General features: G+C 64.0%; 16 protein-coding genes. 9 read left to right on the top strand and 7 right to left on the bottom strand.

Annotated features, from left to right (window positions below):
• Positions 1–41 precede the first annotated feature (41 nt).
• The gene (gene folE, locus LB526_RS14610; protein WP_224511395.1) at positions 42–674 is read right to left on the bottom strand and encodes a GTP cyclohydrolase I FolE; all 633 of its coding nucleotides are present in this window, start codon (positions 672–674) and stop codon (positions 42–44) included.
• Positions 675–911: 237 nt separating this feature from the next.
• Between folE and LB526_RS14605 the strand changes: the two genes are divergently transcribed.
• Entirely contained in the window at positions 912–1,358 is a 447-nt protein-coding gene (locus LB526_RS14605) for an iron-sulfur cluster assembly scaffold protein (protein WP_140627330.1), read from the top strand.
• Positions 1,359–1,367: 9 nt separating this feature from the next.
• Here LB526_RS14605 and LB526_RS14600 read toward each other — a convergent pair whose 3' ends face one another.
• Positions 1,368–2,273: a LysR substrate-binding domain-containing protein gene (locus tag LB526_RS14600; RefSeq protein WP_224628164.1), complete on the bottom strand. Its 906-nt coding sequence runs from the start codon at positions 2,271–2,273 to the stop codon at positions 1,368–1,370.
• Positions 2,274–2,366: 93 nt separating this feature from the next.
• On the opposite strand from LB526_RS14600, the gene LB526_RS14595 reads away from it, so the two are divergent.
• The 5 genes from LB526_RS14595 (at position 2,367) to LB526_RS14575 (ending at position 7,089) form a co-directional block, all read left to right on the top strand.
• On the top strand, positions 2,367–2,570 hold the full coding sequence (locus LB526_RS14595; RefSeq protein ID WP_224525342.1) for a hypothetical protein: 204 nt from the start codon (positions 2,367–2,369) through the stop codon (positions 2,568–2,570).
• Between the two features lie 16 nt (positions 2,571–2,586).
• A complete protein-coding gene (gene yidD, locus LB526_RS14590; RefSeq protein ID WP_224543702.1) occupies positions 2,587–2,967 on the top strand; it encodes a membrane protein insertion efficiency factor YidD in 381 nt (126 codons plus the stop codon).
• A gap of 145 nt (positions 2,968–3,112) precedes the next feature.
• Complete coding sequence (blaOXA, locus tag LB526_RS14585; protein ID WP_224628163.1) at positions 3,113–3,925, top strand: class D beta-lactamase; 813 nt, start codon at positions 3,113–3,115, stop codon at positions 3,923–3,925.
• 165 nt (positions 3,926–4,090) lie between these two features.
• Entirely contained in the window at positions 4,091–6,064 is a 1,974-nt protein-coding gene (gene thrS / locus LB526_RS14580; RefSeq protein ID WP_095765065.1) for a threonine--tRNA ligase, read from the top strand.
• Positions 6,065–6,147: 83 nt separating this feature from the next.
• Positions 6,148–7,089: a lysophospholipid acyltransferase family protein gene (locus LB526_RS14575; protein WP_224543704.1), complete on the top strand. Its 942-nt coding sequence runs from the start codon at positions 6,148–6,150 to the stop codon at positions 7,087–7,089.
• A gap of 9 nt (positions 7,090–7,098) precedes the next feature.
• Here LB526_RS14575 and LB526_RS14570 read toward each other — a convergent pair whose 3' ends face one another.
• The gene (locus LB526_RS14570) at positions 7,099–8,064 is read right to left on the bottom strand and encodes a hypothetical protein (RefSeq protein WP_224543706.1); all 966 of its coding nucleotides are present in this window, start codon (positions 8,062–8,064) and stop codon (positions 7,099–7,101) included.
• Positions 8,065–8,348: 284 nt separating this feature from the next.
• On the opposite strand from LB526_RS14570, the gene LB526_RS14565 reads away from it, so the two are divergent.
• Together LB526_RS14565 and LB526_RS14560 are read left to right on the top strand one after the other, a co-directional pair.
• Entirely contained in the window at positions 8,349–8,933 is a 585-nt protein-coding gene (locus LB526_RS14565; RefSeq protein WP_095765068.1) for a nitroreductase, read from the top strand.
• A gap of 76 nt (positions 8,934–9,009) precedes the next feature.
• Positions 9,010–9,684, top strand: coding sequence for a methyltransferase family protein (locus LB526_RS14560; protein WP_224628162.1), 675 nt, complete (start codon positions 9,010–9,012; stop codon positions 9,682–9,684).
• Between the two features lie 2 nt (positions 9,685–9,686).
• Here the strand turns inward: LB526_RS14560 and LB526_RS14555 are convergent, their stop codons facing one another.
• The gene (locus LB526_RS14555; protein WP_224543710.1) at positions 9,687–10,568 is read right to left on the bottom strand and encodes an HpcH/HpaI aldolase/citrate lyase family protein; all 882 of its coding nucleotides are present in this window, start codon (positions 10,566–10,568) and stop codon (positions 9,687–9,689) included.
• On the bottom strand, positions 10,568–11,020 hold the full coding sequence (locus tag LB526_RS14550; protein ID WP_224543712.1) for a MaoC family dehydratase: 453 nt from the start codon (positions 11,018–11,020) through the stop codon (positions 10,568–10,570). The genes LB526_RS14555 and LB526_RS14550 overlap by 1 nt, the downstream gene beginning before the upstream one ends.
• A gap of 152 nt (positions 11,021–11,172) precedes the next feature.
• Here LB526_RS14550 and LB526_RS14545 point away from each other — a divergent pair, with 152 nt between their 5' ends.
• On the top strand, positions 11,173–12,294 hold the full coding sequence (locus tag LB526_RS14545) for a DUF2336 domain-containing protein (RefSeq protein WP_224525365.1): 1,122 nt from the start codon (positions 11,173–11,175) through the stop codon (positions 12,292–12,294).
• A 16-nt stretch (positions 12,295–12,310) separates the two neighbouring features.
• Here the strand turns inward: LB526_RS14545 and LB526_RS14540 are convergent, their stop codons facing one another.
• Both LB526_RS14540 and LB526_RS14535 read right to left on the bottom strand, forming a co-directional pair.
• Entirely contained in the window at positions 12,311–12,748 is a 438-nt protein-coding gene (locus tag LB526_RS14540; protein WP_224525367.1) for a VOC family protein, read from the bottom strand.
• 81 nt (positions 12,749–12,829) lie between these two features.
• A complete protein-coding gene (locus LB526_RS14535) occupies positions 12,830–14,911 on the bottom strand; it encodes an FUSC family protein (protein WP_224525369.1) in 2,082 nt (693 codons plus the stop codon).
• Between the last annotated feature and the right edge of the window lie 34 nt (positions 14,912–14,945).

Here is a 14,945-nt window from a genome sequence, read left to right as displayed (position 1 = left end):
CCGGTAGATCTTTCTTTCTAGTGGCCGGCGATGGCCGGCGATCAGCCGCCGGCGCGCACCATGGTGACGAAGCGGACCTGCTCCTCCGGCGTGTCCTTGAAGACGCCGGTGAAGGTGGAGGTCAGCGTGGTCGAATCCTGCTTGCGGATGCCGCGCATGGCCATGCACATATGCTCGGCCTCGAGCATGACGGCGACGCCGCGCGGGTTGAGCACGTCCTGGATGACGCCTGCGATCTGCGCGGTCATCGCCTCCTGCGTCTGCAGCCGGTGCGCGAAGATGTCGACGACGCGCGCGATCTTCGATAGGCCGACGACCTTGCCGTCAGGCAGATAGCCGACATGCGCCTTGCCGATAATCGGCACCATGTGATGCTCGCAATGCGAATGGAATTTTATGTTCCTGACGATGACGAGATCGTCATAGCCGGCGACTTCCTCGAAGGTGCGGCCAAGCTCATCGGCCGGGCACATGTCATAGCCGTTGAACATTTCGCGGAAGGCTTTGGTGACGCGCTTGGGCGTGTCGACCAGGCCTTCGCGGTCCGGATTGTCGCCGGTCCAGCGCAAAAGCGTGCGCACGGCGGCTTCGACCTCGGCTTCGCTCGGCCGGTCGGTGACGGGCTTTTCCAAATATTCGGACGGGGGCATGATTTTCTTGATGACGGCATCCATAAAGGCGTCTCCCGTAGTCCCACTCAAAGGTGGAACGAGTTGAACGGACCACGACCTTTTGGGTGAAAATCGCCCATTTCCATCCCGCAAGCGGCGTGAACAGATGAGTAGCGACAACGGCTTTTTCGTCGCCTTGTCGATGCCCGACTGCGATCATTATATATGGTTCGAGCGGCGCGAAAGGAAGACGCGAGAGCGGCAAAGCCTGTTCGCTTGGCGGCGACGGACTGGAAAAATATGATCGACGACGTCTACAATGCGAAAATTCTCGGTTTCGCCGGGAATATTGGGCGGATCGGCCGGCTCGACGATGCCGACGCGACGGCCAGGGCGCATTCCAAATTGTGCGGCTCGACCGTCACCGTCGACCTCAAGATGGACGGTGACGTGGTGACCGATTTCGCCCATGACGTGAAGGCCTGCGCGCTCGGCCAGGCCTCGTCCTCGATCATGGCCCAGCATGTGGTCGGCGCCAGCGCCGACGAATTGCGCGCCGTGCGCGAAACCATGCTGAAGATGCTGAAGGAGAACGGCGCGCCGCCGGAAGGCCGTTTCGCCGACCTCAAATATCTGGAGCCGGTGCGCGACTACAAGGCGCGCCATGCCTCGACCATGCTGACCTTCGACGCGGTGGTCGACGCGATCGGCCAGATCGAGAAGAAGCGCGCCGAACAGGCGGCTTGAGCGCAGCGGTCAGGCCGCTTCCCTGGTCACGGCGAATTCGCTTCGTATCCAGTCGGCAAATGCCTTGGCGGGTTCCGGCAGATTCCGCAGGCTCCTGGCCACCAGCCAGTAGGCGCCGGAAGCCACATCGATATCGAACGGCTTGATCAAAGTGCCTGACGCAAGTTCGTCGCCGATCTGCAAGAGATCGCCGAGCGCCACGCCATGTCCGAGCAGCGCGGCCTGTTTCGACAGCGAGATGTCGGCCAGCATCGGGCCACGCGCGGGCACTGCGTCGGCGGGCACACCGGCGGCCTGGAACCAGCGCGCCCAACCCTGGCGGTTTTCCTCATGCAGCAGCGTGTAATGGCGAAGGTCGATCGGCCTTTTCAGCGGAGGGCCGGAGGCGAGCAGCGCCGGCGACAGGACCGGTGAATCGACAGTCGAGGCCAGGCGCTCGGCCTCGCTACGCGGCCATGACGTGGCGTGGGCGCTAAAACGCAAGGCGAGTTCGGGCTGATCGCTGCGGAACTCGATCAGGCGCGGATCGACCTCCAGCGACACATCGATATCAGGCCGCAATTGGCGGAAGCGATTGAGCCGTGGCACCAGCCATACGGCGGCAAGCGAGGGTTCGACGCTTATACGGACCACGGCCTGCGCCGGCGAGGCCGTAAGCTCCGATAGCACCCGGTCGATGTCGTCGAAGCTTCTGACCAATCGGTCGAGCAGCTTTTGCCCGGCATCCGTCAGCTCGACGCGGCGATGGAGGCGCAGAAACAGCGGTCTGCCCAAAAAGGTCTCGAGCTCGCGTATCTGCCGGCTGATCGCGGCCTGCGAGACATAAAGCTCCTCGGCCGCCAGGCTGAAACTAAGGTGCCGGCCGGCAGATTCGAAGCTCCTGAGCGCCGTCAGCGGCAGCCGGCCACGCTTCATATCGCATAACCTCAGGTTATCCGAAGCGGAAATTATACTCGTTTGAGGCGGAAGGCCAGCGGCAGTCTAATCGGTGCTCAAAGGAGCACTGCCATGAACCAGTTCCTGGCCATTCTGAGCGATGTCATGCTGATCGCGACGTTTCAGTGGCGCGACAAGAGCCGGCACCCCGGCTGGTGCGAGAAAAGGCCCGGCAGTTCCATGCGCCAGTGGCCGACCGGCATCCTGTCCGTCGCCGCAGGCCGTGAGGGGAAAAGGCGTTGCGTTCGAGGTCGGAAGGACACATCTATCGCGTAGCAAAACAACCGCGGAGATGCGGGTGGGCGACCATCCCGAACATACGCATGGTGGCCGGCCAATCCAGCGCGGGCGCAACTGGCCGGGGCCTTGGCGCAAGACGCCCGGGCGCATCCTGGGGACCTCGCTCGTGCGTCTCTACCAGCTGACGCTGTCCGGCTTTGTCGGCAACAGCTGCCGGCATCTGCCGACCTGCTCCGAATATGCGCATGAGGCGATTGCCCGCCATGGCCTGTGGGCGGGCGGCTGGATGGGACTGTTCCGGGTGCTGCGCTGCGGGCCGTTTGGGACGCATGGCATCGACCGCGTGCCGGAGGTGCTTGCCCAGCGCTATGTCTGGTTCATGCCCTGGCGCTATTGGCGGATCGGCAAAAGGCACAGCGAGCCCGAAATCTGATCGCTTCGCCGTCCCGCGCGACGCGGATTTTAACGATCCGGTAGGGTTAACGCGAAGCTGCACGAACACTGCGAATTTGAGACAAAATCGAGACAAGTCGCCTCGCTAAGCCGCTCCTGCAATCTCATTCCGGAGTGACTTCGCCATGCGCCAGATGGACCGCTATCCTTTCATTTTCGCCATCGTCCTTTTCCTGCTGGCCTGGATGCTGGGCTTGCCGGTGCGGGCGCAATCGGCGCCGCTCGGCGACATCCACTGCACGCTGGTCCAGGACCAGCAAAGCGGCGCAACACTTTACCAGGACGGCGTCTGCGAGCAGCGCGTCAGCCCGGCTTCTACCTTCAAGGTGCCCCTGGCGCTGATCGGCTACGATGCCGGCATCCTGAGCGACGAGCATACGCCGAGCTGGGAGTACAAGCCGGAGTTCAAGGCGGCGAAGCGCGACCAGAAGACCGTCGATCCGACGATCTGGGAGCGCGATTCCATCGTCTGGTATTCGCGCGAGATCACGCGGCATCTCGGCGCCGAGAAGTTCGCCGGTTATGTGGCGAAATTCGGCTATGGCAACAAGGACGTCTCGGGCGATGCCGGCAAGGACAACGGGCTGACGCAATCCTGGATCAATTCCTCGCTCGAAATATCGCCGGTCGAGCAGACGGCGTTTCTGCGCCAGCTGCTCGCCGGCAAGATGCCGGTGTCAGCGAAGGCGCATGAGATGACCAGGGCGATCCTGCCGACCTTCGCGGCAGGGGACTGGACGGTGCGAGGCAAGACGGGCAGCACCAGACTCGGCCAGGACGGCAAGCACTCGCTCGGCTGGTTCGTCGGCTGGGCCGAGAAGGGGAGCCGCCGCATCGTCTTTGCAAGGCTGGTCGTCGATGCCAAGCGTACCGGAGAGCCGAAGGGTCTCGCGACGCGGGCGGCGTTCCTGAAGGATTTGCCCGACCTCATCAAATAGAACAGCCTATCAAATAGATGGCTGGCGGCTTTACGGCGGCGGAAACTCCTCATAAAAGACTGCCGCGCCGGACGCCTCCGGCTAACCCTCTGCAAGCCGCAACGCATCCAGCGACATGCATTTCACCACCCGCGCTCGTTTGCGGGACTGGATAGGAGAACCCTGATGCCGAATTCCGTTTCCCTGACATTTCCCGATGGTTCCGTCCGCGACTACGACGCGGCGCTGACCGGTGCCGGTCTTGCCGAATCGATCTCCAAGTCGCTGGCCAAGAAGGCTGTGGCCTATAGCCTCGACGGCATCGTTCGCGATCTTTCCGATCCGCTCGGCACGTCCGGCAAGGTCGAGATCATCACCCGCGAGGATCCGCGCGCGCTGGAGCTCATCCGCCACGATGCGGCGCATGTGCTGGCCGAGGCCGTGCAGGAGCTGTGGCCGGGAACGCAGGTGACGATCGGGCCGGTTATCGAGAACGGGTTCTATTACGACTTTGCCAGGAACGAGCCGTTCACGCCGGACGATTTTCCGGTGATCGAAAAGAAGATGCGCGAGATCATCCAGCGCAACAAGCCGTTCACCAAGGAAGTGTGGTCGCGCGAGAAGGCGAAGAAGGTCTTCGCCGAGAAGGGCGAGCGCTACAAGCTTGAGCTGATCGACGCGATTCCGGAGGACCAGGACCTCAAAATCTACGCACAGGGCGACTGGTTCGACCTGTGCCGCGGTCCGCACATGGCCTCGACCGGGCAGATCGGCAATGCCTTCAAGCTCATGAAGGTGGCGGGCGCCTATTGGCGCGGCGACTCGAACAATCCGATGCTGACGCGCATCTACGGCACAGCCTTTGCCGACCAGGCGCAGCTCGATGCCTACCAGACCCTGCTGGAAGAGGCCGAGAAGCGCGACCACCGCAAGCTCGGCCGCGAGATGGACCTGTTCCATTTCCAGGAAGAGGGACCGGGCGTCGTCTTCTGGCACGCCAAGGGCTGGAAGATGGTGCAGAACCTGATCAACTACATGCGCCGCCGCCTCGACGAGCACGGCTATCAGGAAGTCAATGCGCCGCAGGTGCTGGACAAGAGCCTGTGGGAGACGTCCGGACACTGGGGCTGGTACCGTGATGCGATGTTCAAGGTCACGGTCGCCGGCGACGACACCGACGACGACCGCGTCTTCGCGCTGAAGCCGATGAACTGTCCGGGCCATGTGCAGATCTTCAAGCATGGGTTGAAGTCATACCGCGAACTGCCCGTAAAGCTTGCGGAGTTCGGCAATGTGCATCGCTACGAGCCGTCGGGCGCGCTGCACGGGCTGATGCGCGTGCGCGGCTTCACGCAGGACGATGCGCATATCTTCTGCACCGAGGAGCAGCTCGCGGCCGAATGCCTGCGCATCAACGACCTGATCCTGTCCACCTATGCTGATTTCGGCTTCGAGGAGGTCAGCGTGAAGCTGTCGACCCGGCCGGACAAGCGCGTCGGCACCGACGAGGCCTGGGACCATGCCGAGGCGATCATGAGCAATGTGCTGGAGACGATCCGCACGCGCTCCGGCAACCGCATCAAGACCTCGATCAATCCGGGCGAGGGTGCGTTCTACGGGCCGAAGTTCGAATATGTGCTGAAGGACGCCATCGGCCGCGAATGGCAATGCGGCACCACGCAGGTCGACTTCAACCTGCCGGAGCGCTTCGGTGCCTTCTATATCGGCTCGGATTCGGAGAAGAAGCAGCCGGTGATGGTGCATCGCGCCGTCTGCGGCTCGATGGAGCGCTTCCTCGGCATCCTGATCGAGAACTATTCCGGCCATTTCCCGCTGTGGTTCGCGCCGCTGCAGGTGGTGGTGGCGACGATCACCTCGGATGCGGACGAGTACGCCTTGAATGTGGTCGAGCGGCTGAAGGCCGCGGGGCTGCTCGCCGAAGCCGACCTGCGCAACGAGAAGATCAACTACAAGGTACGCGAGCATTCGCTCGCCAAGGTGCCGGTCATCCTCGTCTGCGGCAGGCGCGAGGCGGAAGAGGAAACCGTCAATGTCCGCCGGCTTGGCTCCCGCGACCAGGAATCGCTGAAGCTCGAGGATGCCGTGAAGTCTCTCACCGACGAGGCGGTCTCGCCCGACCGCAAGCGTCGCGCAGCGTGACTTACCAGCGCTTCCTTGAATGGCGGTGGCGTGTCCACCGCCATTTTCATATGCCTGTCACGCCAGCCTTGTAACGAGCCGCCATGCTCAAGTTGAAACTGCGGGAAAGACGGTTTCCCGAGCTTTCCTACGCCAACCCGCATCAACCGGTGCTGACGCGCTGGTTCATCCATTCGGTCGAGGGCCTCTCGGGGCGCGACCGCTTCGCCGTGCTCTACGATTTCTGGCGCCGCCAGGTGGTGCCGACAGGCGACCGCGTATTCAGCCGCATGCTGGAATTGATCGACGTCAAGGTCCGCAACGCCGTGCAATGGCCGCCGCCAGCGCTGCCGGACACGCCGCTGGTCATCGTCGCAAACCATCCCTTCGGTATCGGCGACGGCATTGCGGTGCTGTCGCTGGCTGAGCAGCTCGGCCGGCCGTTCCGGGTCATGATCCACAAGGATCTGCTCAGGATCCGCGAGATGGAGCCCTATTCGCTGCCGATCGATTTTTCCGAGACCAAGGAAGCGTTGAAGAACAACATGGCTGTGCGCCATGAAGCGGTGCGGCTGTTGAAGGAAGGCGTCACTATCGTCGTGTTCCCGGCCGGCGGCGTCGCCACGGCGCCGAAGGGTTTCGGCCGCGCCATCGACCTGCCGTGGAAGATGTTCCCGGCCAAGCTCGTCCAGGACGCCAAGGCCTCGGTCATCCCGATGCATTTCTCCGGCCAGAACGGCCGCCTGTTCCATCTCGTCAGCGGCCCGATGAATATGGCCGAGCGCGACAATCGCGTGGCGAAGTTCATAGGCAAGGCGTCGCTGACGCTGCGCACCTCCTTGCTTATCCGCGAATTCGCCCGACTGTCGGGCAAGGCGATCGAGGTGCGCATCGGCGACGTGCTGAGATGGAGCGACCTCGAGCCGCTGCGCGACCGCAAGGCGCTGCTCGATCGCCTCTATCGCGCGGTCTTCGATCTGGCGACGCCTTCCGCGCAGCGTGGCCGCGTGCCGTTCCTGCCGAAGCGGATGCGCAAGGCGGCCTGATCAGCCCGATCAGTCCGCGCCTTCCTCGGGGTCGATGGCTGAGGATTCGTTGGCCACGACCTCGATTTCCTGGTTCTGGCCGGCAACGACCGTGAAATCCTTCTGGTAGATACGGTCGCGGTTCTTGGCGATGATGGTGTATTGGCCTTCGGCCAGCACCATCGAGGCGAAGGCGCCGACCGCTTCCTTGATCGGATCGCCGCTCTCGTTGAGCAGCGACCAGGACGTGTCGGCGATGGCCTCGCCGCCGGGCTCGCGCACCAGCTTCATCGTCATCTCGGCAGCGCGGTGCTCGACGGTCGCCTCCGTCAGCTTGCCGGCCTCGACGCGGATGTCGGAGCGGATCACGGCGTTGACCGCGCCATAGGTGGAGACGACGTGGTAGGTGCCGGCGTTCAGCCGCACAACGGTGTTCGGCGCGACGTCGGGGGCGATCAGCGCCCGGTCGCCATTGGCCGCGGCCTGGCCTTCATAGATCGAGAAGCGCAATTTCTTCGGCGGGATGGGCGCGCCGCCGGACGTCACCGCGTCAAGCTTAAGGCCGCCGGCGTCGAGCACAAGGCTTTCGCGCCTTGCCTCCTTGCCGACGGTGATGCGCTTGGTGGCGCCGGCGCGTCCGTAGGAGGCATGGACAAGATAACTGCCGGGGTCGAGCTGGAACACGGCCGTGCCGCCATGGGCGGATGCTACCATCGGCAGTTTGCCATCACTGGCGGGCTGCGGCCTGAAAACCCGCCAGACGATGCCGCGGGTGATGTCGGCGCCCTTGTCGGTCAACTGCGCCGACAGCGTGATGGCGCCGCCGTTGCCGAGCGCCAGCGGCGTCCCGGCCTTCGGCGTTGCGTAGCTCGAAATGCCTGGAAGCTTGATGTCGCCGATGTCGTTGGCGTTCTGGGCCAGCGCGAAGGAAACCGGCACCGCGAACAACGCAGCGACGAGTGCGATCACGAAAAGGCGCAAGATCCCCTCAAACATGCCTTGCGTTGAAGCCCAAGGCGGTGGCAATTTCAAGGCCTAGGGCCGGATGATTTCAGGTCGAATTGACCTGAAATCTGAATCCGGCTCTAAGTCAAAGAAGTAGGGCATGATGTCGTCCGAAAACCGCTTCACACTTTTCGGCATCATGCTCTAGAAGCGCGCCGCCTTGCGCGGCGGCTTCTTATCCGGCGCAAAACGCCACCGCCCGAGCCGCCCGACCTCCCGATGGCGTGCTTCAGCTCAAAATTGAATGCTATTGAATGCTTAGGAGACTTGCGCCCATGGCGTCGCCGATCATCGACTTCCTGCTCACCCGCAATTCCGCGCCGATACCCGACCTCAAGGAACCGGCGCCGAGCGATGCCGAGATCGCGACGATGATCGCAGCCGCCTCGCGCGTTCCCGACCACGGCCGGCTCGAGCCATGGCGGTTCATCCTTTATCGCGGCGAGGCGCGCATCGAGATCGGCAAGAAGCTGGCAGCACTTGCCGAACAGCGCGAGGGGCCGCTGCCGGAAGGCCGGCGCAACCAGGAACTGGCGCGCTTCTCGCGCGCGCCGCTGGTGATCGGCGTCGTGTCGGTGCCGAAGGAGAACCCGAAGATCCCGCAATGGGAGATGTTCCTGTCGGGCGGCATGGCGGCGATGAACCTGATGATCGCGGCGAACGCGCTGGGCTATGGCACCAACATGATCAGCAACTGGTATTCCGACGTTCCGGAGGGCAGGGCGATCCTCGGGCTGTCGCCGCAGGAGCGTGTCATCGGCTTCGTCCATATCGGCTCGTATCAGGGGCCGGCGCCGGAGCGGCCGCGGCCCGATCCGGCAAAGCTCTATGGCGATTACGCCGGTCCCTGGGCCGGTTAGGTGTTTTTGCGGGTTTTCGGAGGAACGGCGGCAGCGGGCGGCCAATAGTGGTGGGGGACGTCACGGAAGGTTGGTCATGATCTCGAGATTGGTTTTCCAGACATTCGTATGGTTCGGCATCATGGGCGTGCTGCTGTTTCTGTCGGCCGGCACGCTGCACTGGACCGGAGCTTGGGTGTATGTGGTCGTGATGGTCGGGCTGAGCCTGACCATGGGCGTCGCGCTCGCCCGGCGCGATCCAGGCCTGATGAATGAGCGCCTCCGCCCGCCGATCCAGAAGACCCAGACCGCGGCCGACAAGATTGTGCTCGGCATATTGCTGCTCGGTATCTTCGCCTGGCTGGTCCTGATGGGGCTCGATATCCGTTTCGGCTGGTCGGCAGCTCCCGTCTGGGTACAACTGGTCGGCGTGCTGGTCCTGCTCGCCGGCATCTGGATCTGCTATCTCACTATGCTGGAAAACAGCTTCGCGGCGCCTGTCGTGAAGATCCAGGACGAGCGCGGACAGAAGGTAATCACGACAGGTCCCTACAGCTATGTCCGCCATCCGATGTATGCCGGCGCCATATTCTATTTCGCCGGCACGGCGCTGCTGCTTGGTTCCTGGTGGGGACTGGCGTCGGTGCTTGTCTTCATCGTCCTGCTCGGCATCCGCACCTTCATCGAGGAAAAGACGTTGCGAACCGGCCTGCAGGGCTATGACGTTTATGCCGCGCGCGTGCGCTACAAGCTGATCCCGATGGTCTGGTAACCTCAGGCAAGGCTGCCCGCCGCTCGGGCGCGAGCCAATAAATGCTCGGCCAGACGCAAATGCGGCCTGTCGTACATCTTGCCGTCGATGCCGACGACGCCCGGATTTCCCGCCGCCGCGAAGGCATCGACGATCGCCCGCGATCGCGCGACCGCTTCGGCGGACGGCGTGAAGGCGGCATTGATGACCGGCACCTGCGCCGGATGGATCGCCATCTTGCCGGTAAAGCCGTCGCGCTCGGCCTCGCAGCATTCCTTCTCGAGGGCGGCCATGTCGCGGAAGTCGGGAAAGATGGTGTCGATGGCGGCGACTTCGGCCGCGCCGGCCGCCAGAATGGTCATGGTCCGCGCCAGGCGAAACACGTCGGTGTAGCGGCCGCTCTCGTCGCGGGTGGCGCGCGCGCCGATTGCCGCGGACAGATCCTCCGCGCCCCAGGTCAGGCCGGCAAGCCGCGCGCTTGCGCCGGCATAGCTCGCCGCCGCCAGCACGCCCGCCGCGGTCTCGGTGATGATCGGCAGGATTCTTATGGCGCCGTCCGGAAGCCCGTTCTCGGCCTCGTGCACTCGAAGCTTTGACGCCAGCTGCTGGACGTCCTGCCCGCTGTTCGACTTCGGCAGCATGATGCCGTCGGGCTTCGCCACGACGAGCGCCGCGAGATCGGCGTCTGTCAGGCCGGTGGAAAGATCGTTGACCCGCACATAGATTGCCGAACCCGTCCGGTCTCTTTGACTCGAGATGAACCCGGCCGCGGTCGCGCGCGCCGCCGCCTTGCTGGCGGGGGCAACGGAATCTTCGAGATCGACGATGACCACGTCGGCGCCGGCCTCGAATCCCTTTTCCAGCTTGCGCTCGGAATCGCCGGGCACGAAGAGCAGCGAGCGCATCAGGCCGCCTTCCTCAGCATCATCGCCTGCCTGGTGCATTTGGCGACAAGAATGTCGTTCTGATTGTAGGCGCGGTGCTCGAACTCGACGATACCGCGATCGGGTTTCGATTTGGAGTCACGCACGGAGATGACCGTCGTCTCGACCCGGATGGTGTCGCCGTGAAAGACGGGGTACGGAAACACCGTTTCCTTCATGCCGAGATTGGCGACCGTGGTGCCGACGGTGATGTCGTTCACCGAGATGCCGATCATCAGGCCGAGCGTGAACAGCGAATTCACCAGCGGCTTGCCCCATTCGGTTTTCGCGGCAAAGTCGAAATCGATGTGCAACGGCTGCGGGTTAAGCGTCATCACCGAAAACAGCATGTTGTCGCTCTCGGTCACGGTCTTGCGCAGCGTGTGGCGGAAGACATGGCCGACGACAAACTCTTCCAGATAAAGCCCGGCCATGGTTCGATTTCCTCCGATGTCCTTGCTTGATAGGCGTTGGCGGCGCCCCCATCAAGCCGGTTAAGAAACATGGTGAACCGTTCGTAAACCATTTGCAGCCTACCGTTCACAACGGGGCCGGGACCTTTCCGGCAAGGGCGCAGCTGGTCGGTATGGTTGTTTCGCATTTTCTAAAATGGATTGATACGGCAAGGGTTTCCGAGCGTGCCGCCGCCGCGAGCGCGTTGGCGCGCGCCTATATCAACTCCGATCTGCCGTTCGAGGATCGCTGTGCCGCCGAGGCGGCGCTGACGCTGCTTCTGGACGACGCTTCGTCCAAGGTGCGCCTGGCGCTTGCCGAGGCGCTGTCGATGAGCCATCACGCGCCGCCGCAGGTGATCAGCGCTCTGGCCGCCGACCAGCCGGAAGTGGCGGCGCTGGTGCTCGCGCGTTCGCCGCTGCTTACCGATGCCGACCTGGTCGAGCGCGTCGCCTGCGGCCAGAAGGCGACGCAGAAGCTGATTGCCAACCGTCCGGTGGTGTCGATGTCGCTTGCGGCGGCAATCGCCGAGATCGGCGAACCGGAAGCCTGCGCCGTGCTGATTAGCAACAGCGGTGCCGAGATTGCTTCGCTCAGCTTCCGCCGCATGGCCGAGCGGCATGGCCACCTGCCGCTCGTGCGCGAGGCGCTGATTGCCGATCGGCGCCTGCCGGCCGACTGCCGGCACATGTTGCTGGTCAAGCTCGGCGAGACCTTGAAAGGTTCGCCGCTGGTGCTGGCGATGATGGGGGCGGCGCGCGCTGATCGCGTCATGCGCGATGCCTGCGTGAAAGCCTCGGTCACGCTGATCGAGGGAACGCGCATGGAGGAGCATGCCGCACTGATCGAGCATCTGCGGCTGCGCGGCGACCTCACCGCCGGTTTCATCATCCGCACCATCGCACATGGCAAGGTGGACTTCTTCGGCTCGACCCTGGTGGCTCTAGCCCGACAATCCGAGCAACGGGTGACGGCACTTCTCGCCGGCGGGCACGACGTTGCGCTGCAGGCGCTGTTCCGCAGCGCCGGGCTTGCGCCGGCCACGCATGGCATCATCCTGCGGGCGCTGAAAGTCTGGCGCGAGGTCGCCAATGGCCGGCGTGTCGCCGGCGTTCAGGAAGTGAGCTGGCTGATGCTGAAAGAGCTCGGCGGCCAAGCGGCCGAGGGCGATCTCGCAGGGCTGGTGAAGTCGATCCATCTCGACGCCCTGCGTGAAAACGCGCGTGGGCACGCGCTGGCCATCGCCGCCGCCTAAGGACACATATCACGTCTCAGCTGAGTTCCTGGGCGAGGCCGATGAGAAGGCCTTCAGGTCCACGGATGTAGCAAAGGCGATACGCGTCCTTGTACCGGACGACTTCGCCGACGAGCTCAGCGCCGCGCTTGCGGAGCCTCTCTAGCGTGTCGTCGATGTCGTCCACGGCGAACATGATCCGGAGATAGCCCAATGCGTTCACCGGGGCATTGCGGTGATCCGCAATGACAGGCGGCCTGAGAAAGCGGGACAGCTCGAGCCGGCTGTGGCCGTCCGGCGTGCGCATCATGGCGATCTCAACATGCTGGTCGCCGAGCCCAGTGACACGCCCGGCCCACTCTCCTTCGATCGCGGCACGCCCTTCGAGTTCAAGGCCGAGCTCGCGAAAGAAATCAACCGTGCTGTCGAGGTCATCGACGACGATTCCGACATTGTCCATCCGCTTGAGCGCCATGTGTCCAACCTAAAAGGTGTCGACCAGTCCAGCAAGGACCTATGCCCGGAAAGGGCCCAAACCAGACAGGTCCCGAGGTGGTTAAGCGCGACCCCTCGCGAAGAAATCCGGGTAATCTTCCATCGCCGCGGCAATGATGCGCAGCGAGGCGGCGATCTGCAGCATTTCGAGCCGATCGCTGCGTTGGGCGATGCTGGCCGCGTATTGCCTCGCCACCGCGATGGTCGCGGTCTGCGGCTCGCCCAGTTGCCGAAACAGCAATTCGCGCGCCAGGCCGCGCAGGAAATTGCCGATGGACTCGACTGTTTCGTGCGGGACGGCGGAGTTCAGTTGCGCGTGGCGCAGCCGCAGCACTTCCAGTCCGACGGTGACGGCCGCGATGCTGCCGCCGAGAATGGGATCGCCCTTGCGGCCCGTCTGCTGGACCTGCGGCATCAACTGATTGATCCGGTCATAGGCGAGGCTTTCGAAGGCCGAACGGCGGGGAATGCGCTCATGCAGGCAAAGCCGGGCCAGGTCCTCGCGCATCGCCTGCGAGATGCGCTCCACGGTGATCCAGGGATCGGCGGGCAGCACGACGATGAAGACACCGATGGCAATCAGAATGCCGACCAGGATCGAGGCCGAGCCGGCGAAGAACGGCCCGGGATCGTAGATCATCTGCTGATGCGGGCTGAGGAAGGCGAGGAAGTTGATGGCGAAGGCGGTGGCGACGCCGACATGGCGCGGATTGGCCATGCCGAGCGCCGCGGGCACCAAGATCGGCACGACGAAGAGTGTGAACCAGCCGAAGCCCGGCAGCGCCGGAAGCGCGACCTGGCCGACAAGGAAGGCAAAAGGCAGCGCGATCAGCGTGCCGGTGAAAAAACCCCAGGCGGACTGCACGGGATCCGGGCGCGATGCGAACAGGCTGGAGACGACGGCGACGAGGATGACGGTGCCGGCCGCTTCCGACCATCTGGTCGTCAGCCAGAAGATCGCCACGAGCAACGTCGCCAGCGCGGCGCGCACGGCATTGCGCCATGCGGCCTGGTAGTCGCGGTGGACAACCAGCGCCGGCTGGCCCCGCTCGCTCGATTTGCGGGAGACAGGCGAACGAAGCGCGTCAAGACCGCGCATCACCTGCTTCAGCGCCTCGGCGAAATCGCCGGCGATGGTCAGGCGGGTGATGGTGCCGACCTTGTCTTCGCCGTTATCGTTGGAGCCGGTATCGTTGGGCAGTTCGGGCATCTCCCTGGCTTTGCTCGCGATCGCGTCGAGCCTTGCCACCCATGGCCCTGTGTCATCGAGCGCGCCGGGCGTCGCCGCCAGTTCACCGACGAAGGCTTTCAATTCGCTGCGCATGGGAATGAGCGCTGCGTTCTTCGGCCTGCGGTGGCTGTGCAATGCGCGCGCCGCCGAAAGCGCCCACAGAAGCTGACCGATCGTGCGCCGCACCGGATGGGCGCGGGTGGCGAAGCTCGGCGCTTCCAGCCGCGCATAGGTGCGCATCTCGGCGAGCGTCTGGGCATCGGCGATCAGCTTGCGCTGGAGCGCGGCGAGGCTCGCCGGGTCGCCGCCGGAAAAGGCGCCGCCAGCATATTCGGCAAGGTCGAGGATGCTGCGCTTCAACCTGGAAATGATAGCGTCGGCCGCGAGCTTTGGCAGGATCAACCGGCTGGTCACGCCGGCGCAGACGATGCCGAGCACGATCTCCGCGCAACGCGCGACGGCAAGGTCGACGACAATATGCGGTTGTCCGAGGGCCGGCAGGCTGATGATCATCGCCGTGTAGCCGGCAAGCGCGGCGCCATAGGCTTCGGGGTTGCGCAACAGCGACGAGACCAGGGTGCAGACGCCGATCCAGAGCGCCAGCACGGTGACAAGCAGCCACGGGTCGGCGCCGAACAGCGATGTGATGCCGACTGCAGCGAGACCGCCGGCCAGCGTGCCGAGCAGCCGGTAGAAGCCCTTTGCCAGCACCATGCCGGCGACCGGCTGCGCGACGATGAACACCGTCATCATCGCCCATTGCGGATGATCGAGCTTCAGCGCGTAGGCGGCAAGCAGCGCGACCAGTCCGGCCGAAACCGTGCGCAGGGCAAAAACCCAGTCCGAACGGGTCGGCTGCGTCAGACCGCTTAAGGGCGTCTCGACAAGCTCTTTAAACCGCGTCCAGGTCACACCGGTTCTCCGTGCAGGAGACTGTTATGGACCG

It is taken from the genome of Mesorhizobium sp. CA6, assembly GCF_020165035.1.
GTDB lineage: Bacteria > Pseudomonadota > Alphaproteobacteria > Rhizobiales > Rhizobiaceae > Mesorhizobium.
Note: the sequence above shows the minus strand (reverse complement) of the source record. Positions and strands in the feature narration are given on the sequence as shown.